This is a genomic window from Amycolatopsis sp. 2-15 (assembly GCF_030285625.1).
Lineage (GTDB): Bacteria > Actinomycetota > Actinomycetes > Mycobacteriales > Pseudonocardiaceae > Amycolatopsis > Amycolatopsis carbonis.
Genome location: NZ_CP127294.1, coordinates 618,666 through 640,150, shown reverse-complemented (window position 1 = coordinate 640,150; position 21,485 = coordinate 618,666). Strand labels below are relative to the sequence as shown.

The 21,485-nt window shown below is 71.4% G+C and carries 22 protein-coding genes and 1 pseudogene; 9 read left to right on the top strand and 14 right to left on the bottom strand.

Annotated features, from left to right (window positions below; genetic code table 11):
- The first annotated feature begins 80 nt into the window (after nucleotides 1-80).
- Genes QRX50_RS03065 through hisS form a run of 5 tightly spaced genes read left to right on the top strand, consistent with a single transcriptional unit; the run spans nucleotide 81 to nucleotide 4,099 of the window.
- The gene (locus QRX50_RS03065) at nucleotides 81-728 is read left to right on the top strand and encodes a response regulator transcription factor (RefSeq protein ID WP_285970475.1); all 648 of its coding nucleotides are present in this window, start codon (nucleotides 81-83) and stop codon (nucleotides 726-728) included.
- A 2-nt stretch (nucleotides 729-730) separates the two neighbouring features.
- A complete protein-coding gene (locus QRX50_RS03060) occupies nucleotides 731-1,909 on the top strand; it encodes a sensor histidine kinase (protein ID WP_285970474.1) in 1,179 nt (392 codons plus the stop codon).
- Nucleotides 1,910-1,931: 22 nt separating this feature from the next.
- On the top strand, nucleotides 1,932-2,333 hold the full coding sequence (locus QRX50_RS03055) for an amidase family protein (protein WP_285970473.1): 402 nt from the start codon (nucleotides 1,932-1,934) through the stop codon (nucleotides 2,331-2,333).
- 56 nt (nucleotides 2,334-2,389) lie between these two features.
- Nucleotides 2,390-2,773: a hypothetical protein gene (locus QRX50_RS03050; RefSeq protein WP_285970472.1), complete on the top strand. Its 384-nt coding sequence runs from the start codon at nucleotides 2,390-2,392 to the stop codon at nucleotides 2,771-2,773.
- Between the two features lie 30 nt (nucleotides 2,774-2,803).
- Entirely contained in the window at nucleotides 2,804-4,099 is a 1,296-nt protein-coding gene (hisS, locus tag QRX50_RS03045; protein WP_285970471.1) for a histidine--tRNA ligase, read from the top strand.
- Nucleotides 4,100-4,393: 294 nt separating this feature from the next.
- Here the strand turns inward: hisS and QRX50_RS03040 are convergent, their stop codons facing one another.
- The 8 genes from QRX50_RS03040 to QRX50_RS03005 all read right to left on the bottom strand — a co-directional run bounded on the left by QRX50_RS03040 (nucleotide 4,394) and on the right by QRX50_RS03005 (nucleotide 11,527).
- The gene (locus QRX50_RS03040; RefSeq protein ID WP_285970470.1) at nucleotides 4,394-5,188 is read right to left on the bottom strand and encodes an alpha/beta fold hydrolase; all 795 of its coding nucleotides are present in this window, start codon (nucleotides 5,186-5,188) and stop codon (nucleotides 4,394-4,396) included.
- Nucleotides 5,185-6,852, bottom strand: a complete 1,668-nt coding sequence (locus QRX50_RS03035) for an FAD-binding dehydrogenase (protein ID WP_285970469.1) — start codon at nucleotides 6,850-6,852, stop codon at nucleotides 5,185-5,187. Before QRX50_RS03035 ends, QRX50_RS03040 begins: the two co-directional genes overlap by 4 nt.
- Nucleotides 6,845-7,474, bottom strand: a complete 630-nt coding sequence (locus tag QRX50_RS03030) for a TetR/AcrR family transcriptional regulator (protein WP_285970468.1) — start codon at nucleotides 7,472-7,474, stop codon at nucleotides 6,845-6,847. The genes QRX50_RS03035 and QRX50_RS03030 overlap by 8 nt, the downstream gene beginning before the upstream one ends.
- Before the next feature lie 125 nt (nucleotides 7,475-7,599).
- Nucleotides 7,600-8,748 carry an amidohydrolase family protein gene (locus tag QRX50_RS03025; RefSeq protein WP_285970467.1) on the bottom strand — a complete coding sequence of 383 codons (1,149 nt, stop codon included), beginning with the start codon at nucleotides 8,746-8,748 and terminating at the stop codon, nucleotides 7,600-7,602.
- A gap of 2 nt (nucleotides 8,749-8,750) precedes the next feature.
- Nucleotides 8,751-9,854 carry an MAB_1171c family putative transporter gene (locus tag QRX50_RS03020; protein ID WP_285970466.1) on the bottom strand — a complete coding sequence of 368 codons (1,104 nt, stop codon included), beginning with the start codon at nucleotides 9,852-9,854 and terminating at the stop codon, nucleotides 8,751-8,753.
- A complete protein-coding gene (locus QRX50_RS03015; protein ID WP_285970465.1) occupies nucleotides 9,851-10,375 on the bottom strand; it encodes a hypothetical protein in 525 nt (174 codons plus the stop codon). The genes QRX50_RS03020 and QRX50_RS03015 overlap by 4 nt, the downstream gene beginning before the upstream one ends.
- Nucleotides 10,372-10,776 carry a helix-turn-helix domain-containing protein gene (locus QRX50_RS03010; RefSeq protein WP_285970464.1) on the bottom strand — a complete coding sequence of 135 codons (405 nt, stop codon included), beginning with the start codon at nucleotides 10,774-10,776 and terminating at the stop codon, nucleotides 10,372-10,374. Before QRX50_RS03010 ends, QRX50_RS03015 begins: the two co-directional genes overlap by 4 nt.
- Nucleotides 10,777-11,074: 298 nt before the next feature.
- On the bottom strand, nucleotides 11,075-11,527 hold the full coding sequence (locus QRX50_RS03005; RefSeq protein WP_285970463.1) for a flavodoxin family protein: 453 nt from the start codon (nucleotides 11,525-11,527) through the stop codon (nucleotides 11,075-11,077).
- Nucleotides 11,528-11,579: 52 nt separating this feature from the next.
- Between QRX50_RS03005 and QRX50_RS03000 the strand changes: the two genes are divergently transcribed.
- On the top strand, nucleotides 11,580-11,936 hold the full coding sequence (locus tag QRX50_RS03000; RefSeq protein ID WP_285970462.1) for a hypothetical protein: 357 nt from the start codon (nucleotides 11,580-11,582) through the stop codon (nucleotides 11,934-11,936).
- On the opposite strand, the gene QRX50_RS02995 is transcribed toward QRX50_RS03000, so the two are convergent.
- The gene (locus QRX50_RS02995) at nucleotides 11,896-13,527 is read right to left on the bottom strand and encodes a phospho-sugar mutase (RefSeq protein WP_285970461.1); all 1,632 of its coding nucleotides are present in this window, start codon (nucleotides 13,525-13,527) and stop codon (nucleotides 11,896-11,898) included. The genes QRX50_RS03000 and QRX50_RS02995 overlap by 41 nt on opposite strands.
- Nucleotides 13,528-13,531: 4 nt before the next feature.
- The gene (locus QRX50_RS02990) at nucleotides 13,532-14,071 is read right to left on the bottom strand and encodes a TetR/AcrR family transcriptional regulator (RefSeq protein WP_285970460.1); all 540 of its coding nucleotides are present in this window, start codon (nucleotides 14,069-14,071) and stop codon (nucleotides 13,532-13,534) included.
- 89 nt (nucleotides 14,072-14,160) lie between these two features.
- On the opposite strand from QRX50_RS02990, the gene QRX50_RS02985 reads away from it, so the two are divergent.
- Together QRX50_RS02985 and QRX50_RS02980 are read left to right on the top strand one after the other, a co-directional pair.
- Entirely contained in the window at nucleotides 14,161-15,093 is a 933-nt protein-coding gene (locus QRX50_RS02985) for a TIGR03564 family F420-dependent LLM class oxidoreductase (RefSeq protein ID WP_285970459.1), read from the top strand.
- Nucleotides 15,084-16,229 carry a glycosyltransferase gene (locus tag QRX50_RS02980; protein ID WP_285970458.1) on the top strand — a complete coding sequence of 382 codons (1,146 nt, stop codon included), beginning with the start codon at nucleotides 15,084-15,086 and terminating at the stop codon, nucleotides 16,227-16,229. Before QRX50_RS02985 ends, QRX50_RS02980 begins: the two co-directional genes overlap by 10 nt.
- Nucleotides 16,230-16,270: 41 nt before the next feature.
- On the opposite strand, the gene QRX50_RS02975 is transcribed toward QRX50_RS02980, so the two are convergent.
- From QRX50_RS02975 to QRX50_RS02965, 3 genes and pseudogenes are all read right to left on the bottom strand, one after another.
- Nucleotides 16,271-17,056 (bottom strand): purine-nucleoside phosphorylase, encoded by a 786-nt coding sequence (locus tag QRX50_RS02975; protein WP_285974343.1) that lies wholly within the window; start codon nucleotides 17,054-17,056, stop codon nucleotides 16,271-16,273.
- Nucleotides 17,057-17,173: 117 nt separating this feature from the next.
- A pseudogene (locus QRX50_RS02970) lies at nucleotides 17,174-17,422 on the bottom strand (abscisic acid-deficient protein Aba4 family protein); the annotation flags it as partial.
- A 495-nt stretch (nucleotides 17,423-17,917) separates the two neighbouring features.
- Nucleotides 17,918-18,868: a hypothetical protein gene (locus tag QRX50_RS02965; protein ID WP_285970457.1), complete on the bottom strand. Its 951-nt coding sequence runs from the start codon at nucleotides 18,866-18,868 to the stop codon at nucleotides 17,918-17,920.
- Nucleotides 18,869-18,983: 115 nt separating this feature from the next.
- On the opposite strand from QRX50_RS02965, the gene QRX50_RS02960 reads away from it, so the two are divergent.
- A complete protein-coding gene (locus tag QRX50_RS02960) occupies nucleotides 18,984-19,610 on the top strand; it encodes a MerR family transcriptional regulator (protein WP_285974342.1) in 627 nt (208 codons plus the stop codon).
- Between the two features lie 4 nt (nucleotides 19,611-19,614).
- Here QRX50_RS02960 and QRX50_RS02955 read toward each other — a convergent pair whose 3' ends face one another.
- Nucleotides 19,615-21,339 (bottom strand): serine/threonine-protein kinase, encoded by a 1,725-nt coding sequence (locus tag QRX50_RS02955; protein ID WP_434533318.1) that lies wholly within the window; start codon nucleotides 21,337-21,339, stop codon nucleotides 19,615-19,617.
- Nucleotides 21,340-21,485 lie beyond the last annotated feature (146 nt).

Sequence of the window (21,485 nt, the reverse complement as noted above, 5' to 3'; positions counted from 1 at the left end):
CCTACGAAAGTTGAGGGTTCAATCGGCGCTCTGACTGCGAGTATGAACACGTGCACGAAGAGGCAGGAACCGCAGCCCGAGTGCTCCTCGTGGAGGACGATCGTGAACTGGCCGGAATGCTCTCCGAGCTGCTCGCCGACGAGGGCTACGAGGTCGAGCTCGCCCACGACGGCCAGCGTGGTCTGCACCGCGGCCTCACCGGCCACCACGACGTGATCATCCTCGACCGGCGGCTGCCGGTGATGGACGGGTTGGAGGTGCTCGCCGGGCTGCGGCGCCGGGCCGTGACCGCGCGCGTGCTGGTGCTTTCGGCGCTGGGCGAGCTGACCGACCGCGTCCACGGCCTCGATGCGGGCGCCGACGACTACCTGGTGAAACCGTTCGAGACCGACGAGCTGCTGGCCCGGCTGCGCGCGTTGTGCCGGCGGGATCTCGACGGCGCCGAATGCCTGCCGCTGGGCACTGCGGCGCTCGACCTGCTGCGCCACGAGGTCGTGCTGTCGCGCGGTGAGCGCGTGACGCTGTCGGGCCGCGAGTTCGACCTGCTGCGCACGCTCGCGCAGCGGCCGAAGGCCATCCATCCGCGAGAGGCGCTGCGCACCCACGTGTTCGCCGACTCGACGGGGGAATCCATTGTGGACACCTATGTGTACTACCTGAGGCGCAAGCTGGGGCGCGAGGTGGTGAAGACCGTCCACGGCCTGGGTTACCAGATCGGGGCCATGTGACGGTGATCGTCGATCCCGACGCGCGGGCGCTGCGGCGCGCGCGGCGGACGATCGCGAGCCAGATCGCCGTGGTGATCACGCTGGTCGTGCTCGCCGCCGGCGCCATCGCGTACTGGGTGCTCGTGCACGGCCAGGGTGAGGAGGTCGACCGGCAGATCGACTACACGCTGGCCCAGGGCCTGTCGGCGACGCCGCCGGGCTGCGTGTTCCTGGTGACGCCTTCAGGCCACGTGCCCGCCGCGTTGCCGTTCGTGCCGCCGCCCGCGCCCGCCGTGCCGCCCGGCGGTTCCGTGACCGCGGAACGGGAACTGGCCGGCTCGACGTTCACGATCCGCGCGGTGGACCACGGCGGCCAGGTGTGGCAGGTCTTCGTCGACCAGCGCTACCAGACCGCCGACCGGCAGCAGCTGCTGATGGGCCTGGTGATCGCGGAACTGGTGGTGCTGCTGGTTTCCGTCTTCAGCGGCTACGTCCTGGCCGCGCGCGCGATCCGGCCGCTGGGCGAGGCGTTGCGGCGCCAGCGCACCTTCGTCGCCGACGCGTCGCACGAGCTGCGTGCGCCGCTCACCCGGCTTCACACGCGGGCGCAGCTGCTGGCGCGCCGGGCGCGGCTGGCACCGGTGCCGTCGGACGATTTCGATCTGCTGGTCTCCGGCACGCGCGAGCTGGGTGAGGTCGTGGAGGACCTGCTGCTGTCGACGCAGGCGTGCAACGAGCGGCCGTCGCTGGAGCCGGTGGAGCTGGGTTTGCTGGCCGAGCAGGCGGTGGAGGCCGAAGCGGTGCGCGCGGGGGATCGGCGCGTGCGGATCGAGGTGCGCCGTTCACCGGGCCTGGTCGATGTGGTGCCGGGCGTGCCGGCGGCGTTGCGACGGGTGCTGTCGGCGTTGCTGGACAACGCGATCGGCCACACCCCGCCGGGCGGGTCGATCGAGGTGACGCTCGAGAACCCGGACGACCGGCACGTCGAGATCCGCGTCGCCGACACCGGAGTCGGCTTCGCACAACGGGATGCGGAACGGCTGTTCGAGCGGTTCGCCCACGGTGGCCAGGGTGAGGGCCGCCGGTTCGGGCTCGGTTTGGCGCTGGTGCACGAAGTCGTGACGGGCCACGGCGGAACCATCGCGGCGGCCGGGGTTCCGGGTGTCGGGGCGACGTTCACGCTGAGGTTCACGCGGGCCTGAGCGCTCGTCTCACCATGAGACAGTGCGCCGACGTCGCCGAGATCGACCACGACATCAAGGGCCGGCGCGTCGCCTACTCACCCGATCTCGGCTACGCCCACGTCGACCCGGAGGTCGCCGAGATCTGCCGGACGGCGGTGGCGGCGTCGTCTGCCCGACGCTCACCGACGCCGCGTTCCCGCTCACGCAGTTCGCGCCCGACCGGCTGCTCGACGCGCCGCTGCGGCGCCAGACGCTGGAGTGGGTGCTGACCTTCCCGTTCAACATGCTCACGACACCGGCCATCTGCGTGCCCGCGGGCTTTACGTCCGACGGCCGCCCGGTCGGCCTGCAGATCACCGGACGGCAGCAGGCGGACGCCGCCGTGCCGCGGGCGGCGGCCGACTTCGAGCGGGCTCGGCCCTGGGCGCGGCATCGACCGTGACAGTGTTTTAAAACGGTGTTATGGTTACTTCCGGAACGCTCTGGGAGGAGAAAGCCATGCACGGACCGGTCCAGCTGTTCACCGTCATCGCCCTCGTGTCGCTGCCCACCGTCATGTACGGGGGTTACGCCCTGATGGGGCTGCTCAAGCGCGAGGTGCTCAACGACCAGCAGAAGAGCTTCTTCCGCGCCGGCCACGCGCACGCCGGGGTGCTGCTCGTGCTCGCGCTGGTGGCGTTGCAGGTGCTCGACCGCAGCGGGCTGGGGGACACCGGGCGGTGGGTCGCGTGCTTCCTGCTGCTGTTCGGCGTGCTGGCGCAGTCGGGCGGGTTTTTCCTGGCGATGCTGCGCACGCGCGTAGGCATGGCGATCACCACGGCCGGGGCCGTGCTGCTGGGTGCGGCGATGCTGCTCACCGCGTATGGGGTGGCGTTCCTTTAACGGTTGGGTGCGGTCGTTAAGCTGGATGACGTGCCTGAATACCTGTCGACCGCGCCTGTCAAGGGGACCCGAGACTTCGTCCCCGCCGAAATGTCCGTTCGCACGCAGGTGTTCGGCCATCTCTACGACGTCCTGGAGCGCTACGGCTTCCTCCGCTACGACGGTCCCGTGTTGGAGCCCGCCGAGATCTACGAGCGGAAGTCGGGCCAGGAGATCGCCGACCAGCAGCTCTACACGCTGACGACGAAGGGCGGCGAGCGCCTCGCGCTGCGCCCGGAGATGACGCCGTCGGTGGCGCGGATGATCGCCGGCAACGCGAAGTCGCTGTCGTTCCCCGTGCGCTGGTACAGCCACCCGAACTGCTTCCGCTACGAGCGCCCGCAGCGCGGCCGCGTGCGGGAGCACTGGCAGATCAACGCGGACATCTTCGGTTCCGAGAGCGCGAACTGCGAGATCGAGATGTTCGAGCTCATCCACGACCTCATGGAGTCGGTGGGCGCGTCTTCGGACATGTTCGCCGTGCGCGTGAACGACCGGAACCTGCTGACGTCGGCGCTCACCGACGTCGTGGGCGTCTCCCCGGAGCACCTGCCGGCCGTGTTCGGCTTGGTGGACCGCTGGGAAAAGACGTCGGCGGAGGAGCACGCCACGTCCGCCGAGGAGATCGGGCTCACGGACAAGCAGTTCGAGAAGCTCACCGAGGCCCTCGGCTCCGGCGCCGCGCTGCTCGACGAGCTGCCCGCGGAGGTCAAGGAGCAGTCCAACCTGGTGCGCGTGCTGTCCAGCTCGGCCGCGAGCCTGGTGAAGTTCGAGCCGATGATCGTGCGCGGGCTGGCCTACTACACGTCCACCGTGTTCGAGGTCTTCGACACCTCGCCGAAGAACCGCCGCGCCCTCTTCGGCGGCGGCCGCTACGCCGACCTCGCCTCGCTCTTCACCAAGGAACGCATCCCGGGCATCGGCTTCGGCATGGGCGACGTCACGCTCATCGACTTCCTCGACACCCACGGACTCACGCCCGCCCCGCGCAACGAGGTGGACGTGATGGTCATCCCGGTCACGGAGGAGCTCGCCGACGCCGCCCGGCAGGTCGCGACTTCCCTGCGCCGCGCCGGCCTCCGCACGTCGACTCCGATCGAGCACCGCAAGCTCGGCAAGGAACTCACCCGCGCCGACAAGGCGGGCGCGGCGGCTGTGGTGATCGTGGGCCAGGAGGACTGGGAGGCGGGGAACGTGACCGTCCGGAGTCTGGCTACGAGGGAACAGCAGCAGGTCGCGCTGGCCGAGGTGCCCTCGATCGTGGGTGGGCTGGTTACGCCGGCTTGAGTTTTTCCTGTAGATCATCGAAAACAGCCCCGCCGGCTCGACGCAGGCGGGGCTGTTTTCGGTCCGCTTCATCCCAGCGTGCCCGCGACCGCGCCCAGCTGGTCATCCTCGCGTACGAATCCGGCTTGGTCACCGGCCCGGCGGGGCCGACACAACGGTGAGCGCCGGTCAGACCCAGGAAGTGATCTTTCTCGACGACCTGGAGCCCAACCTCTTCGCGGGAGCACGTTCGGCCACGCTGTCGTCCACCCAAACCGAAACAGCCCCGACAGGCGAAAGCCCGGCGGGGCCGGGTCAGGCATCGAGGGAGAAGGAGGCGACCAAGGAGGCCACTTCCGCGGGCCGTTCGACGAACGGGGTGTGGCCAGCGTCGAGGAAGTGGACGCCGGCGCCGGCCGCGCGGTAGCGGGTGGCGCTCGCGGCGTGGTCGTACAGGCTGTCGCGGCGGCCGAGGATCGCGAGGGTGGGCAGGCCGAGGGCGGCGACCTGCGCGTCGAGCGGGTTGGTGGCCAGGACGTGGCGCCGTTCGGTGAGGACGGCGTGGGCCATGGCCGGGCTGGTGGCGGAGAAGTCGGCGTGGGCCTGGCGCAGCGGGGTGGGGCGCAACACAAAGCCGAGAGGGGCCAGCGAAACGGTGCGCTGCAGCAGCCGGCTGACGAACGGCCGCGCGAGCAAGCCGTTGCCCGGCGGGAAAGTGGCGTGGGTGTAGTCCGGCGCCTGTCCGATGAGGACGGTCCGGGTCACGGCCCCCGAAAGCGAAGCCAGCGCCAGGACCACGTCGGCGCCGAAGGAGTGGCCGACGGCGGTCACGTGGTCGGCGCCCACCAGCTTCAGCGCCCCGGCCAGGGTCGTGGCCTGGGAAACCGCGTCGAGGCCGGTGTGGCCGCCCGTGCAGCCGTGGCCGCGCAGGTCGGGGCGCAGCACGCGGAAGCGGTCGGCCAGCAGGGGCGCCAGGCGGTCGTAGGAGTGCAGCGAGCCGCTGAAGCCGTGCACCAGCAACACCACCGGTGCGTCGGTGGGGCCGTCCTCGCGCACGTGCAGGGCGACCCCGTCGACGTCCAGCACCGTGCCGGTCGGGCGGCGCGTCACTCCACCGCCCGGGCCATGGCTCGCCCGGCAGCGCGGCCGGAGAAGATGCAGCCGCCGAGGAAGGTGCCCTCCAGCGCGTTGTAGCCGTGCACGCCACCGCCGCCGAAGCCCGCGACCTCGCCCGCCGCGTACAGGCCGGGCAGCGGCGCGCCGTCGGCCCGCAGCACGCGCGAATCCAGGTCGGTCTGCACCCCGCCCAAGGTCTTGCGGGTGAGAATGTTCAGCCGCACGGCGATCAACGGCCCGTGCGCGGGGTCGAGGATGCGGTGCGGCTTCGCCACGCGCGCCACGCGGTCGCCGACGAACTTGCGCGCGTTGGCCACCGCCATCAGCTGCAGGTCCTTTGAGTACCGGTTGCCGACCTCCAGGTCCCGAGCCACGATCTGGCGTTCCAGCGTCGAAACGTCCAGCGCCGGCCCGCGCGCGATCTTGTTCATCCCGTCGACGAGCGTCGCCAGGTCGTCGGCCACCACGAAGTCGACGCCGTGGCGCTTGAACGCGTCCACCGGCCCCGGCGCGCCCTTCGCGGCGCGGCTGAGCAACGTCTGCTTCAGGTCCTTCCCCGTGATGTCCGGGTTCTGCTCGGAGCCCGAGAGCATGAACTCCTTTTCGAGGATCGACTGAGTGAGCACGAACCACGAGTAGTCGTACCCGGTCGACAGCACGGCCTTCAGCGTCTGCAGCGTGTCGAACCCCGGGAAGTTCGGCGCGGGCAGACGTTGCCCGTTGGCGTCGAACCACATCGACGACGGCCCGGGGATGATCCGGATCGCGTGGTCGGGCCAGATCGGGTCCCAGTTGTGGATGCCCTCCACGTAGTGCCACATCCGGTCGCGGTTCACCACGCGCGCGCCCGCGGCCTCGCTGATGCCGATCATGCGACCGTCCACATGGGCCGGAACGCCGGGGATCATCGTCTGCGGCGCCGGGCCCAGCCGGTCGACGGGCCAGTTCTGCCGCACCAGCTCGTGGTTGTGGCCGATGCCGCCGGAGCTCACCAGCACGGCCGACGCCGACAGCTCGAACTCACCGGCCGCGACGCGCGAAGACTTCTTGCCCCGCGGCAGGTCGCTCGGCTCCAGCACGGTCCCGCGCACACCCGTGACCACGCCGTCGGTCTCCACCAGCTCGTCGACCTGATGCCGGAACGCGAAACGCACCTGGCCGCGCTGCTCCGCCGCCAGCACCGGCTCGGCGAACACCCGCACCACTTCGGGCCCGGTGCCCCACGTCAGGTGGAACCGCGGCACGGAGTTGCCGTGCCCGCCGGCCTTGCCACCACCGCGCTCGGCCCAGCCGACCAGCGGCGTGACGCGCAAGCCCAGCTCGTGGAGGTAGTCGCGCTTCTCGTACGTGGCGAAGCGGACGTACGCCTCGGCCCACTTGCGCGCCCACAGGTCCTCGTCTTCGCGGTCGAAGCCGGCGGAATCGAGCCAGTCGCGCAACGCCAGCTCGTAGGAGTCCTTGATTCCCAGCCGGCGCTGCTCGGGGCTGTTCACGAACAGCAGCCCGCCCAGCGACCAGAACGCCTGCCCGCCGAGGTTCGCGCGGTTCTCCTGGTCCAGCACGAGCACGCGGCGCCCGGCCTTCACCAGCTCGTGGGTCGCGACGAGCCCGGCCAGGCCGGCGCCGACCACGATCGCGTCCGCTTCGAAGTCAGTCATCGTGATTCTCCTTGGTGTAAGCCGTGATGACCCGAACGAACAGGTCTTCGCGCCGTTGGCGCACGAGCGGGTTGGCGGGGTCGACGAGGCACTGCGCGCTCGTGCCGTCGTGCAGGGCGACGAGGGCCTGTCCCAGCGCCACGGGGTCGGGGATCGACCGGCCGGCGCGCGCGAGCAGGTCGACCATCAGCGGCATGAGCGCCTCGGCGATCGCGTCCTCGCGCGCGGTCATCACGCGCAGCAGGCTCGGGTTGCGCAGGGCGTGGGCGGTGAACTCGGCGCTCACGCGGAACCACGCGTCGTCCACGGGAATCGCGGGCAGCACGTGCTTCACGATCGCCCGCACATCGGGCAGGTCCGTCGCCGTGAGCTCGTCGAACGTCGCGCGTACCGCTTCGGTCATCGCTGCCGAGCGCCGTTCCCACATGGCGAGGAACAGCTCGTCGAGCGAGGCGAAGTTCGAGTAGAACGCCCCGCGGGTGTAGCCGGCGCGCTCGCAGATCTGTTCCACAGTGGACCGGCCGAAGCCTTCTTCGGCGAACACCGGGAGCGCGGCGTCGAGCAGGCGCCGCCGGGTCTCGGCGCGGCGGCGGGGCACACGCTCCGTCTTCGGTTCGGTCATCCGGTCTCCCTCGTTCGATACGTTAGTGTACTCAATACGCTGGCGTATCGAAAGCGGGCGTGATCAGAGTCAAGATCGACCCTGGTCAGGAACTCAGTACTTCAGTAAGTGAGTAGTTCAGTACCTCAGGAAGCGGCGACGCCCTGTGCCATCACCAGCAGCGGCTTGCCCAGCGCCGACAGCTCGGCCAGCGGATCACCGTCGACCACCAGCAGGTCCGCCGCCAGCCCGGGCTCCAACCGGCCCGTGACCGAGGCCAGGCCGAGGCCCGCCGCGCTGTCCTCGGTGGCGATCTCGAGGATCCGCCGCCGGGAGAAGCCGAGCCATTCGTAGAGCTCCAGCGCGCCCACGGGGTCGTCGAACGTCGAGCCGGGCAGGCCGGCGTCGGTGCCCGAGAGCAGGCGCACGCCGTGTTCCTCCAGCCACGGCAGCCGCCCGTAGACACGGCGCGCGAGGTCCTCGCCCATGCGCTCGACCATCATCCGCCAGTTGCGGCTGCTCGTGGAACACGCCGAGACGCCGCCCTTGGCCATGCGGCGCGCGACCTCCGGGCGCAGGTCAGTCTGCTGCGGACCGGTCATGAACGTGCAGTGCTCGATCGTCGACACACCGGCCTCGGCACAGTCGGCGATCGCGTCGGCCCCGTGGGCGTGCGCGGCGACCGGCAGCCCGCGCCGCGCGGCCTGGGAGACGACCACGCTCAGCTGCCGCGTGTCGAACTGCGACTCCCACATCTCCGCGCCACCGGGCGTGATCTGGCCGCCGCCGGCCATCACCTTGATCACGTCGGCGCCCGCGGCCGCGTTGGCGTCGATCCGCGCGCGGATCTCGGCGTCGGAGGTGACCACGCCGCCGAAGAAGTGGCAGTGTCCATCCGGGACGGTCAGCGGCGGCCCGGCCGCGAGCACCCGCGGTCCGCCGGCCGGCTTCACCACGGTGCGGCCGCCGAGGTCGCGCACGGTCGTGACGCCGGTGCGCAGCAGTTGGCCGAGCCGTTCCGCGGCGCCGGCTGAGATATCGGCGTCGTCGCTGGCGAGGAAGTTCGGCAGCATCTCGCGCGTGGCGTCGAAGCACAGGTGCACGTGGGAGTTGACCAGCCCCGCCAGCACCGTCGCGTCCGGGAAATCGCGCACCACGGGGTTCACGGCCGCCGCGGCCACCTCGTCGGGCCGGCCGACCGCGACGATCTCGCCGTCGCGCACCAGTACGGCGCCGCCGTCGATCGGGGTCGAGGGCCGGGGCAGCACCCGGGCCGCCGTGATCAGGGTGTCCACGTTCAGTTTTCCTTTCCCGCAAGCGTTGCCGACAGCGACAGCAGCGGCCGCACGTCCGATTCCAGGTCCGCGCCGCCGCCGGGCAGCACGAGCTTGGCCCGCCCGTCGCTCACCTCACCCGAGGCCTGCCGGGCCAGCGCGGCCCGCAGTGCCGCGGCCGCGGCGGACGGATCGTCGGCCGCGAGCGAGGCCAGGTCCGCCTCCAGGTACGGGCTCAGCTGCACCAGCCCGTCGCGGATCTCGATCACGCGCCGGTAGTAGCGGCGGTGCACGGCGAACCGGTCACGCAGGCCGTTGCCCGGCGGTGTGCGCAGCACGATGCTCGGGTACGCGGCCACGAGCATCGTCCACAGTGGAGCGAGGCGGTGGTGGTCGGCCCGGTGCCGGCGCCGCCGGACCACGGCCGCCAACCGAGCCCGCACACCGGGGTAGGTGATGCCCGCGAGGAACAGCACGCTGCCGAGGATCACCAGCGGCACCCCGAGCCACAGCAACGCCGGCACGGTCACGTCGAACACCCACGCCACCACCAGGTACAGCGCCCGGAACACGCTGCCGGCGGCCGCCGCGACGAGGCTGGCCGCACCGATGCGCAGGCCCGTGCGCAGGTGCGGGTCGGCCACGCGCTGGTAGCGCACGATCCACACCGCGCACGCGGTGATCGCGTAGACCAGGTACGCGCCACCAGCGAAGTAGAACAACGCGATCCCCGGCTCGTGCACGGTGTCCGGCCCGAGCGCTGCGCCCCGCAGCGGCACCGGCGTGATCGCCAGTGCCACGGTCAGCACGGCGATCGCGGCGGCCAGCGGCACGAGCTCCAGCGCGACGCGGCGGGCCTGACGCGGGCCGAGTGCGGAGCCGAGGAAGAAGATCAGCAGCGAGCAGACCCCGCACGAGAGCAGCCCGTTGTTCGCCAGCCGCGCGCCACCGGGCGCGGTCAGGCCGTCGAACCACGTGGTGACCCCGCGTTGCTGCGCGAGGAACGCCAGGGCGAACGCGGCGATGGTGACCGTGACGGCCCAGTTCGGCAGCCGCGGCGAGCGCACCAGCTGGTAGACGCGCCAAGCGAGCGCAGCGGTGAAGAGGACGAAAAACGCAGCGGTCACAGCCAGCCCTGGTGGTCGCCTAACGTGCCTTGGATGCGCCGCAGGCCGTGGTCGGCCGCGGCGCGCGGGATCGTGTAGTTCAGCACCGAAGCCCACTCGAGGATGATCGTGGCCACGGTCTCGGCCTCCCACTCGTGGGCCTCGTCGTAGGAGGTGCGGCGCAACGCGCGGCGCACGGCGTCCCCGTCGAGGCTTTCCACGGCCGGGCCCCGCAGGAAGTCGGCCGGCTCCGCGTCGCCGCCCGGCTCGTGGTCGGCGAGCAGGTGGCCGAGCTCGTGCAGGATGATGTGGTCCTGGTGGGCTTTTGTGGTTTCCTGCTGGAAGAAGATGTAGTCGGCGGTGGCGGTCGCGATCCAGCAGCCGAACGGCCCGGGCACCTCGAGCGGGTACGCCATGAGCCGGATCGGGCGGCCGCGGCGCTCGCCGAGGCGTTCGCAGAGCTGCCCGACGTCGAGCGGCGGGCTGATGTCGAGGTCCTTCAGCAGCCGCCGGCAGCGTTTGCGGAGTTCGCGTTCCTTCACGGTCCGCTGTGGCCTTCCCGTTCGGCGCGCTCGTAGCGCTCGACGAGGTCGAGCAGGTCCATCACCTGACGCCGGCCCTGCGGCGAGAGCTCCTGCGCGCGCATGGCCATCAGCTTGGCCTCGACGGCCGGCGCGTCACCGGAGGCGCGCTCGTCCTCGTCGTCGAAGAAGTAGGTGACCGGCACCCCGAACAGCTTCGCCAGCGCCTCGACGTAGTGGATCTTCGGGTTGATCCGCTTGCCGGTGGCCAGCTGCTGCAGGTACGCCGGCGACATCGCGGGCCCGCCCGAGCGCTCGATCGCCGCCGACATCTCCCGGTAGCTGTGCGGTGCGCGGCCGTCCGCCCGGGACGAGTCGATGAGCGTGCTCAGCTTCTCCGCGAAGGTGCGTTGCCGTGGCATCACCGCTCCCTTCTCCCTTGTCCGGATAGTAGCGCCGTATCCACCGTACGCACCTGTTGACACCACCTGTATGCAGTGGTTTACAGTGGCCGCGTCCCGCTCCGGACGTGTCCGCACTCTGGGGGTGTTCGGAACCCGGAGCGGGATCTTGTCCTGCGCCTGGCTCGCCGTGATCAGCCATTTGTAGTACGCTTGCTTGGTCAAGGTTGATCGCCTCGCAGCGAACCCTTGATCTGGCCTGTTGCCGGAGGTCGACCCCCAGGGCTTCCGGTGACAGGCCCCTTTATTTTCCGGCCGGTCAGGCCATGAGTGTTGCGGCCACCGTCGCGCCCAGCTCCTGCAACGCTTCCAGCGCCGCCTTGTCGGGTTCCCCCGTGAGCAGCACCGGGCCCGCGACCTGCGTCCAACCCAGCCCCGTGGTGATCGACGCGAGCTGGCGCGCGGTGCCGGCCGTGTCGTTGTTGCCGTGCACGTATGCGCCGAACGGACGGCCGCGCGTCGAGTCGAGGCACGGGTAGTAGACGGTGTCGAAGAAGTGTTTCAGGGCACCGCTCATGCTGCCGAGGTTCGCGGGGGTGCCGAGCAGGTAACCGTCGGCGGCCAGCACGTCGGCGGCGGTCGCGCCGAGCGCCGGGCGGCGGACGACGTCGACGCCTTCGATGTCCGGGTGCTTCGCGCCGGCGAGCACGGCTTCGAACATCGCCTGCATCGACGGCGAAGGGGTGTGGTGCACGAACAACAGCGTGGCCATGAGCGCAGCCTGCCACTTGTGCCCGTGCTCACGCGCGGGCAGGCTGGGTCCGGTGATGGGGGAGAGCCTGCGGCCCCGCCTTGCGGTGGCCGCACTCGTACTGCTCGGCGTGGCCGGGCTCGTCAGCGCGCTCTCGCTGGTCTTCGCCGCGTTCGCCGACGCGATCTTCGCGCCCCGCGACTGGACCAGAGAGGTCGACCGGCTGTGGCCGTGGATGGTGCCCGCGGTGGTCGGTTTGCTCGTCGCCATCGTCTTGCGGCGGCGGGAGTTCATCGCGGCGTTCGTGGTGCTGCTGCTGGTCGACGTCGTCGGCCTGCTCGGACCGAGCCTGCTCGGCCGCGACGTCGAACCCGGGATCCCGGTCCCGCTCAGCTCAGCAGTGTGCTTATGTCCGCCCGCACCGCGCTGAGCCGCGCGGACGCGGTTTCGCGCGCCACCGCGAGGTCACCGATCACCGGCGTGACCACCTGCAGGTAGGCCTTCAGCTTGGGCTCGGTGCCTGACGGGCGGATCACCACACGCAGGCCGTCGCCGCGCAGCCGCAGCACGTCGGCGTCGGGCAGGAGGTCTTCCTGCGTCACAGGTGTGCCGCCGAGTGTCACTGGCGGCTCGGCGCGCAGGCCCGCCATCAGCCGGCCGCGCACGGCGAGATCGGTGACGCGCAAGGAAACCTGGTCTGTCAGGTGCACGCCGTGGCGAGTGGCGATGTCGTCGAGCACATCCAGGGGCCCGCGGCCCGCGGCCTTCAGTGCCGCGGCGAACCCGGCGGCGAACACGGACGCGGCGATGCCGTCCTTGTCCCGCACGAAACCCGGGTTCACGCAGAGGCCGAGCGCCTCCTCGTAGGCGAAGATCAGGCCCTCGCCCGCGCGCACCAGCCACTTGAAGCCCGTGAGCGTCTCGGCGTAACGCGCGCCTTCGGCCTTCGCCAGCTCGCCGAGCAGCGAGGACGACACGATGGTGGTGGCCACGAGCGGGTCGGGACTGTCCGTTGTGGACAGCAGGTGTGAGCCGAGCAGCACACCCGTCTCGTCGCCGCGCAGCATGCGCCACTCGCCGTCGCGGCCGCGCACGCCGAGGGCGCAGCGGTCGGCGTCCGGGTCGAGCGCCACGGCGAGGTCGGCGTCCACTTCGGACGCGAGCGCCAGCAGCAGGTCGGTGGCGCCGGGTTCCTCGGGGTTGGGGAACGAGACGGTGGGGAAGTCGGCGTCGGGCCGCGACTGCTCGGCGACGAAGTGCACGTCGGTGAACCCGGCCTGGGTGAGCGCCGCTTCCAGCGTCGCCGCGCCGACCCCGTGCAGGGCGGTGGCGGCGATCCGCAGCTCGCGCTCCGGGCTTTGGGGCAGGTTCGCGACGTCGGCGAGGTACGCGGCTCGCGGGTCGACGACCTCCACGCCGGGCGCGCGCGGCACATCGACCGCGGCGGGCGCGGCCCGGATGGCGTGCTCGATCTCGCCGTCGGACGGCGGCACGATCTGGCCGCCGGTGCTGTCGTAAAGCTTGTACCCGTTGTCCGCGGGCGGGTTGTGCGACGCGGTGATCTGGATTCCGGCGATCGCGTCGTAGTGCTTCACCGAGTACGCGAGCAGGGGCGTCGGCAGCGGCAGCGGCATCGTCTTCACGGCGAAGCCCGCCGCGGTGAGCACCTCGGTGGCCGCCTGCGCGAACGCTTCCGACCCGTGCCGCGCGTCGCGCCCGACCACGACCACGCCGCCCGCGAGACCCTTTTCGGTGAGCCACTGCGCCACGCCCGCGGTAGTCCGCGTGACGACGGCGACGTTCATCCCGTTCGGCCCCGCCCGCACCGGACCGCGCAGCCCCGCGGTACCGAACTCGAGCGGTCCCGCCATCCGGTCGGCGACCTCGCCGGCCGCGGTGGCGTCGCCCGCGAGGGCGCGGTCGAGCACTTGGCGCAGCTCCTCGCGCGTCGACGGGTCGGGGTCTTCGGCGATCCACCGGTGGGCGGCGTCGCGCAGCTCGGGGGTAATCGTGTTCTGCACCGGGTCAGCCTACGGCTTTCGTGCGCCGGACCCCGGCCACGACGAGGGTGAGCAGGGCGTCGGCGCGGTCCGCGTCGTCCTCGGTGGCGAGCGAGATCGCGTTGACGAGCGGGAGCAGGTCGTCGATTCGTGCGGCCTCGTTCGCCTCGCCGGTCTGCTGCGCGCGGGTCAGGAGGCGGTGGCCGGCGTCGAGGACTTTCGCGTGGTACTCGCGGCCTTCTTTGGCGCCGAGCAGCAAGGCCGCGCCGAGCCCGCGGGCAGCGGAGGCGTGGGCGATCACTGCGCGGAGCCACGCGACCAGCGCGTCGCCGGGACTCGGGGCGGCGGCCAGCTCCGTGCCGAGGGCGCAGAGGTCTTCGACGCGTTCACGGAACACGGCTTCCAGCAGCGCGGCACGGCCGGGGAAGTGGCGGTGCAGCGTCGCGGAGCCGACGCCGGCGCGTCGAGCGATCTCTTCGAGGGAGGCGTCGGCGCCCTGCTCCGCGACGACCTCGACGGCGGTCGCGAGCAGCCGTTCGTAGTTGCGGCGGGCATCGGCGCGCATGGGCTGAAGACTCCTGCTTGCAGAAGTGGGGTGGGCCTCCGTATCGTACCGCTCTTGAAACGGGGTGATACCCCACTTAGGAGGATCAGGTGAAAATCGGGATCGCGATCGGGGACCTGCGGGGTCCGGCCAGTGCTGCGGAACTGGTCGGGCAGGCGCGGGCCGCGGCGGCCGCCGGGTTCTCGACGGCTTGGGTGAGCCAGGCGCTGGGCTGGGACGCGATGGTGGCGCTGGGCGCGCTCGGATCGGTTTCGGGGATCGCGCTCGGGACGGCCGTGGTGCCGGTGCCGCAACGGCATTCGCTGGTGCTGGCCGGGCAGGCGCTGAGCGTGCAGGCGGCGACGGGCAATCGGCTGACACTCGGCATCGGCGCGGGGATCGCGGCGATGGTCGGGCCGATGTTCGGGCTGCCGGTCGACCGCCCGGCGCGGCGGCTGCGGGAGTACCTGGAGGTGCTGATTCCGTTGCTGCGTGGGGAAAGTGTCGCGTTTTCCGGCGAGACGCTCACGGCTTTCGGATCTGTGGCCGTACCGGGGGCCCGGCCGCCTTCGGTGCTCGTGGCCGCGATGGGACCGGCGATGCTGCGCGTGGCGGGCGAGCTGGCCGACGGCACCGTGACGTGGCTGGCCGGGCCGAGGACGTTGGGGGAGCACGTCGTTCCGTCGATCACGACGGCGTCGACGCGATCGCCGCGGGTGGTCGCCGGGCTGCCGGTGTGCGTCACCGCCGACGAAAACGGTGTGCGGGCACGGATTTCGGCGGATTTCGCGTTGGCCGCGCAGTCACCGGAGTACCGGGCGGTGTTCGACCGCGAGGGCGTGACCGGCGCCGGCGACGTCGCGGTGGTGGGCGACGAGGACGCGGTCGCGTCGCAGCTCGGCCGGCTGCGCGACGCGGGGGTGACCGAATTCTTCTTTTCGCCCCAAGGATCCGTTGCCGAGCAACGAAGAACTGTCGAGGTCCTGTCGGAAACCGCCTCGCGGTCGCGGGAAAAGCCGTTACCCTCGGGAAAGTGCGATTGATCTTCACCTCCCTCGCGTCCTATGGCCACCTTTACCCGCTGCTCCCGCTCGCCGTCGCCGCCAGGAGTGCCGGGCACGACGTCGTGTTCGCGACGGCAGCCGACTTCCACCCGACGGTGGAGAAGGCCGGGCTGGAGCCCGTCGACGTCGGGCTCACGATCCAAGACGCCTTCATGGCGCAGTACGACGGCGACTTGCGCAAGCGCAACGAGGTGTCGCCCGCCGAGCTCGAGGCGACCATCGCCCGGGTGTTCAGCCGGGTGCTGCCCGATCGTTTCATCGCGGACCTCGACGCGGTGTTCGCGAAGCAGCTGCCCGACCTGGTGGTCTACGAGATCGGCAACCCCGGCGGCGCGTTCGCGGCGATGAAGGCCGGGATCCCGGCGATGGGCCATGGCTTCGGCCGGGTCGCGACGGGCGGGATCGCGGACGGGATCCGCAAGGCGGTCGAGGAACACGCCATCGAGCTGGGGATCACCGGCGAGGAGCGGTTCTCCTGGGGCAACCCGTTCGTGGACATCTGCCCGCCGTCGGTGCAGTCGCCGGAGTTCCTCGCGGGCGCGCGGCGGCTGCCGCTGCGGCCGGTCGGCTGGAGCGAGCCGGGCGACCTGCCGGCGGGGGTCGCGGGCCGGAGCCGTCCGCTGGTCTACCTCACGCTGGGGACCACGCCGATGAGCCAGGCCCACCTCCTCACCTCGGCGATCTCCGCGCTCGCGGCGCTGGACGCCGATGTGCTCGTGGCGACCGGACCGTCGGTCGACGTGGCCTCGCTCGGCGAGGTGCCGGCGAACGTCCGGCTGGAGGCGTGGGTGCCACAGTCGGAGCTGCTGCCGCACGTGGACCTCGTGGTGCACCACGGCGGCAGCGGTACGACGCTCGGCGCGTTCACCGCGGGGGTGCCTCAGCTCGTGCTGCCGCAGGGCGCGGACCAGTTCAGCAACGCCGAGGCGGTGGCCGCGGCGGGTGTGGGTGACCAGCTTGTGGGCGACGCGGTGACGACCGAGGCCGTGCGCGAGAAGGCCCAGCGGCTGTTGACGGACTCGGCCGTGGCCGACGCCGTGCGGGCGCTGGCGGCGGAGGTGGCGGCGATGCCGTCGCCGGACGAGGTTGCCGCGCAGCTGCCCGACTACGTCTGACGTGAAGGGCGCCTCGATTTCCTCGAGGCGCCGCCCTTGTGTCACACGCGGGCGATGAGGTCCTTGAGCAGCGAACCCATCCTCGTGGCCGCCTGACGGCCGGCTTCGAGGACCTCTTCGTGGTTGAGCGGCTCACCCGTCATGCCGGCGGCGAGGTTGGTGACGAGCGACAGCCCGAACACCTCGACCCCGGCGGCGCGGGCCGCGATGGCCTCCAGGACCGTCGACATGCCGACGAGGTCCGCGCCCATCGTGCGCAGCATGCGGATCTCGGCGGGCGTCTCGAAGTGAGGGCCGGTGAGGCCGGCGTAGACGCCTTCCTCCAGCGAACCGTCGATCTCCTTCGCGAGGCTGCGCAGGCGGGCGGAATAGAGGTCGGTGAGGTCCACGAAATTCGCGCCGACGATCGGCGAGCGGGCCGTGAGGTTGAGGTGGTCGGAGATCAGCACCGGCTGCCCGACGCTGAAGCCCTCGCGCAGGCCGCCGGCCGCATTGGTGAGCAGCACGGTGCGCGCGCCGGCCGCCGCGGCGGTGCGGACGTTGTGCACCACCGGGTCGATGCCCTTGCCCTCGTAGAAGTGCGTGCGGCCCAGCAGCACCAGCGCGCGCTTGTCGCCGATCTTCAGCGACCGGACGGTCCCGCCGTGCCCCACGGCGCCGGGAGTGGTGAAACCGGGCAGCTCGCCGAACGGGATCTCCGCCTCGGCCGTCCCGATCACGTCCGCGGCCGGGCGCCAGCCCGAGCCCAGCACCACGGCGATGTCGTGCTTCTCGACGCCGGTCCGCTCGGCGATGGCGGCCGCGGCCGCTTCCTCGTGGTTGGTCATGTCGCCGAGCGTATCCGGGCACTGCGCAGCGCCAGGAACACCACCAGCCCGAACGCCGGACAGGAAGATCGTCAGCATCAGCACCGGGCTGACCTGCCACCACGGGATCTTGAGCCGGCGAGCCTCGAAGAACATCCACCGCCCGAGAGACAAGTCGAACGCGACCAGCTGCGCCCAGACGAGCGCCGCCCCGGCCGGCGACCCCGCAAACGCTTGCACCAGGGAAAGGTCCGGCTGGCTCACCGCCTGCCACAACTGCCCGAAGTGCGGGATCGCGCTGGCGAAGTAACACACCAACGGCAGCAGAGGCACCCACGGCGACACCATGACCTGCCGCGTCCGCCGCCAGGTGGGGGCGAAGATCATCAGCAGCCAGAAGGGTGTGGCGAGGGGGGAGGTCCAGGTGAACACCTGCGGGGTCATCGCGGGAGCTCCCGGTGGGATGGGTGGGCGGCGGCCCGGCCCGCGCGCCGCCGCGGGGTGGCGAGCGGTCGCACGCCCCTACTGTCGACGGGGTCCCCGAGCGCGGTCATCGCACGAACTCCTGGATGGATTTGCGGACGGGCGCGCGGGAAGGCCTGCCGGCTGCGGACACGGTCCTCGCGCCGGTTCGTGTGGCGTGGCCAAGCCCGGCAGCGGCGAGCTGCGGGTGCTGCGACCAGAAACCGCGCGATCGGGCGGTCACCCTGGTCGCTGGCGGCCCGAGTGCCGAAAGTGAACACCTGCGGGGTCATCGCGGGAGCTCCCGGTGGGATGGGTGCGCGGCGGCCCGGCCCGCCGAGGCTCGGCCGGCGTGGCCGCGTGGGCCGCTGGCCACCGGGGGCAGCGTGCCACGTCCCGTGACGGTGAGCGCGAGCGCGGTCATCGCACGAGTTCGCGGGTCGGGCGGTACGCCGAGGCGCAGCCGGCCAGTGCGACCGCGGCGAGCAGCGCGCCGAAGGCGGCAAGGGTCGGGGCGCTCGGGTGGATCAGCGACTCGCCGCGCAGGGCCTGCCAGGTCACGAGGGCGACGAGGCCCGCGTAGCCGAGCGTGGCGACCCACACCAGGCGAACGCGGACCGCGCTGTCGCGAAGGCGCGGCATCCGCGACGCGAGCAGCTCTAGTCCGAGCGCCACGAGCGGCAGCAGCTGCAGGGCGTGCATCCCCGTGAAGTGCGGGATGCGCAGGTCGCCGCCGGTGGTGCTCCAGCCGAGGATGGGCAGGCCGGGGCCGCCGTCGGGGACGCCGACGCTGTGGGCGCCCACGAGGGCCGACACGCCGGTCGTGTTCAACGCCTGCTGCTGGGCGGCCGTGGGGCTCGTCATGAGGGCGCCGAGAGCGATGCCGATGAGCGAGATGACCGCGCCGGTGCGGACGGCCCAGTGGGTGGCGCGGTCTTCGAGGCGCGTGAACATCAGGAGCACGGTGAGCACGAGCGTCGCGATCCAGATGGCGGCGACCATGCCGCCCATGAGCTGGAACAGCGTGTTGTCCAGGGGTGTCGCGTTGTTGAAGTGGCTCGGCCGGCCGCGCACCGCCTGGAAGGCCATCACCACGTACTCGGCGGCGAACAGCACGATCACCACGTTCGTGGCGACGTGTGCGGTCCGGCGGAAACGGGGCAGCAGCGACACCAGCCAGCCCCACGTGAAGAAGTACAGCGCACCCGAAATGGCGAACTTCAGCAGCTTCGCCCACACCGGCGCGCCGAGCACCGTGCGCTGGTCCACCACCATCGCGACGACGCAGGCCAGCGCGGTGACGACGAGCCCCGCCGCGAAGAGCGTGGACGGTCGGTGCCAGGTGTTCATTCGGCTCGGAAGCAAGGTCATGGCGTCCCTCCCAGGATGGATAGTCATAGTATCCATTATGGGAAGCTAGACTATCCAAGCTGAGAAGCCCTCAGGGTTTTCCCCCGAGATCAAGGGAGTTGATGCGGCCGTGCGGATGGCCGAGCTGAGCGCCGAGTCCGGCATGCCGGTCGCGACGATCAAGTACTACCTGCGCGAAGGCCTGCTCCACCCAGGCGAGCGCACCAGCCCCAACCAGGCGCGCTACGGCGACGAGCACGTGCAGCGCCTCAAGCTCATCCGCGCCTTGCTCGACGTCGGCGGCCTGTCCGTGGCCACGGTCGGCGGCGTACTCGCGGCGATCGACGCGGGCGAGCCCACCAACGAGGTCCTCGGCGTCACTCAGCGCGCCCTCGTCGGCGGGGCGACCGACGTCGACGAGGAGGCCCGCGCGTGGGCGCTGGACCTGCTGGAAAAGCTGACCGCCGCCCACGGCTGGAAGTTCGCGCCCGAGCACCCGGCGGCGCCCGGGCTGATCACCACGCTGTGCACGATCCGCGCGCTCGGTCACCCCGCGCTGCTCGACCGCATCCAGGACTACGCCATGCTCGCCGACCGCATCGCCGAGGTCGACCTCGACACGCTGGCCGCGCATCCGTCGCTGGACCGGATCGTGGAGGCGGCCGTGGTCGGCACGGTTCTGGGCGACCGGCTGTTCGCGGGCCTGCGTCGCCTCGCGCAGGCGGCCGAGTCGGGCCGGCGCTACCCGGACGGCCTGGGCTGAACTCCTACTGCTCGCCCGGGAACGACAGCGTCGGCTCGATCTTGTCCCAGGTGGTGGCGCCGTCGCGCTCGATCTCCGACGGCACGGTGAGCGAGACGGCCCACAGCGCATCGCCCGAGGTCTTCAGCAGGGCGAAAGTCGTGCGGGTGATCGAGGAGTCGGCGCCGCTCTGCCCGGAATCCCGGACCGGTCCGGAACCACCGCGCTCCGCGGTGCGGTAGATCAGCTCGGTCCCGGCGGCCGTCGTGGCATCCTTGGCGATGAACGCGCCGTCGTCGGCCCCGGACCGCAGGCTCGCCTCGTAGTCGGAAACATCGTGCTTCTTGAAGAAACTCGGGAAGCGTTCGATGCGCAGCGACTGATGCCCGTCCGGCGAGACGTACTGCACGACCGTGGACGAGCCGACGATGCTCGCGGTCCGCGCGGCGATGAAGCGCTGCCAGCCGTCGGGCACCGAGACGACGTATGCGGTGTCGCGCGAGACATTGGCCGTTTCGCTCGCATTGCCGTGCTGCTCCACCAGCTTCAGGTTCTGCGGCGGCGCCGTCGTGCCGCCCGCGCCGGCGGAGGTCGCGCTGCCGGCGGGCGGGATCAGCGACTGCCCGCTGATCAGCCGCGCCAGCGCGAACCCGCCGACACCGGCGATGAGGAACAGCACCACCGCCGCCACGGCCAGCAACGCCGACGCTCGCGGACTGCGTCGCGGCGAAGCGGAAGCAACCGGCACAGCGACAGCAGGAGCCGGCGCCGCGCCCGGCCGCAGGAACGGCAACGGGCCCGGGTCCGCCGCCAGCGCGCCACTGGCCTCCGACTTCTTGTCGGTCGGCGCCACCGTCTCCAGCACCTGCGTGTCGGTCGCGTCGAGCTGCGCCGAAGTCTTCTTGCCGTCCGGCGTGCGGAACAGCTCCGGTCCGAACAGGTCCAGCGCCGTCTTGCCCTGCAAGGGGTACAGCCGGTGGCGCACCTCGCGCAGCGAGATCCGCTTCTCCGGCTCCTTCTTCATCAACGCGGCGATCACGTCGGCCAGCGGGCCCGGCTTCGGCTTGGGCACCGAGCCGTTCACGACCTTGCCGACTGTCTCCAGTGGATCGCCGTCCGCGTCGTACGGCGGGGCGCCCTCGACGGCGGCGAACAGCGTCGCGCCGAGCCCCCACAGGTCGGCCGCCGGCGTGACCGCGCCGCCCGAGGCGACCTCCGGGGCGATGTAGGCGGGCGAGCCGAGCATGATCCCGGTGCGTGTCATCGTGGCTTCGGAAACGTTGCGCGCGATGCCGAAGTCGGTGAGCTTGATCCGCCCGTCGCCGGCCACGAGCACGTTGCCCGGCTTCACGTCGCGGTGCGTGATGCCCGCGTCGTGCGCCGCTTCGAGCGCGGCGGCGACGGCGATGCCGACGGCGGCCGCCTGCTCCACGCTCAACGGCCCGTGGTCGCGCAGGATGTGCGCGAGGCTGCGCGAGGGCAGCAGCTCCATGACCACGAACGGCTCGTTGTTGTCGCGCGCGACGTCGTGAAGGATGATCACGTTCGGATGGGACAGCACGGCGATCGCGCGCGCCTCGCGCAGCGTCCGCTCACGCAGCTCGTCCGCCTGCGACGCCGGCACGCCCGGCGGCAGCTTCATCTCCTTGACGGCCACCGGCCGGTGGAGAAACTCGTCGTAGGCCGACCACACCGTGCCCATCGACCCCGAACCGAGCACGGATCGCAGCCGGTAGCGCCCGGCGACCACACGGGACTGCGGCTCGGCTGCACTCGACTCTGCCGGGTTCGGCTCTTTCGAGTTCGGCTCTTCCTTCGAGGAGGACACCCCCTGATTGTGTCGTAAGGCACCGACACTCTTCGACCCAGTGTGCAAGACCTGCCCACCCGTGTTCC

What these genes read in the sequence shown, in the direction of transcription:
- QRX50_RS03050 (WP_285970472.1), top strand. Translation starts at nt 2,390, where the DNA reads ATGCACGGACCGGTCCAGCTGTTCACCGTCATCGCCCTCGTGTCGCTG.
- QRX50_RS03035 (WP_285970469.1), bottom strand. Translation starts at nt 6,852, where the DNA reads ATGACTGACTTCGAAGCGGACGCGATCGTGGTCGGCGCCGGCCTGGCC.
- QRX50_RS03030 (WP_285970468.1), bottom strand. Translation starts at nt 7,474, where the DNA reads ATGACCGAACCGAAGACGGAGCGTGTGCCCCGCCGCCGCGCCGAGACC.
- QRX50_RS03010 (WP_285970464.1), bottom strand. Translation starts at nt 10,776, where the DNA reads ATGCCACGGCAACGCACCTTCGCGGAGAAGCTGAGCACGCTCATCGAC.
- QRX50_RS03005 (WP_285970463.1), bottom strand. Translation starts at nt 11,527, where the DNA reads ATGGCCACGCTGTTGTTCGTGCACCACACCCCTTCGCCGTCGATGCAG.
- QRX50_RS02990 (WP_285970460.1), bottom strand. Translation starts at nt 14,071, where the DNA reads ATGCGCGCCGATGCCCGCCGCAACTACGAACGGCTGCTCGCGACCGCC.
- QRX50_RS02975 (WP_285974343.1), bottom strand. Translation starts at nt 17,056, where the DNA reads ATGACCAACCACGAGGAAGCGGCCGCGGCCGCCATCGCCGAGCGGACC.
- QRX50_RS02965 (WP_285970457.1), bottom strand. Translation starts at nt 18,868, where the DNA reads ATGACCTTGCTTCCGAGCCGAATGAACACCTGGCACCGACCGTCCACG.
- QRX50_RS02960 (WP_285974342.1), top strand. Translation starts at nt 18,984, where the DNA reads ATGGCCGAGCTGAGCGCCGAGTCCGGCATGCCGGTCGCGACGATCAAG.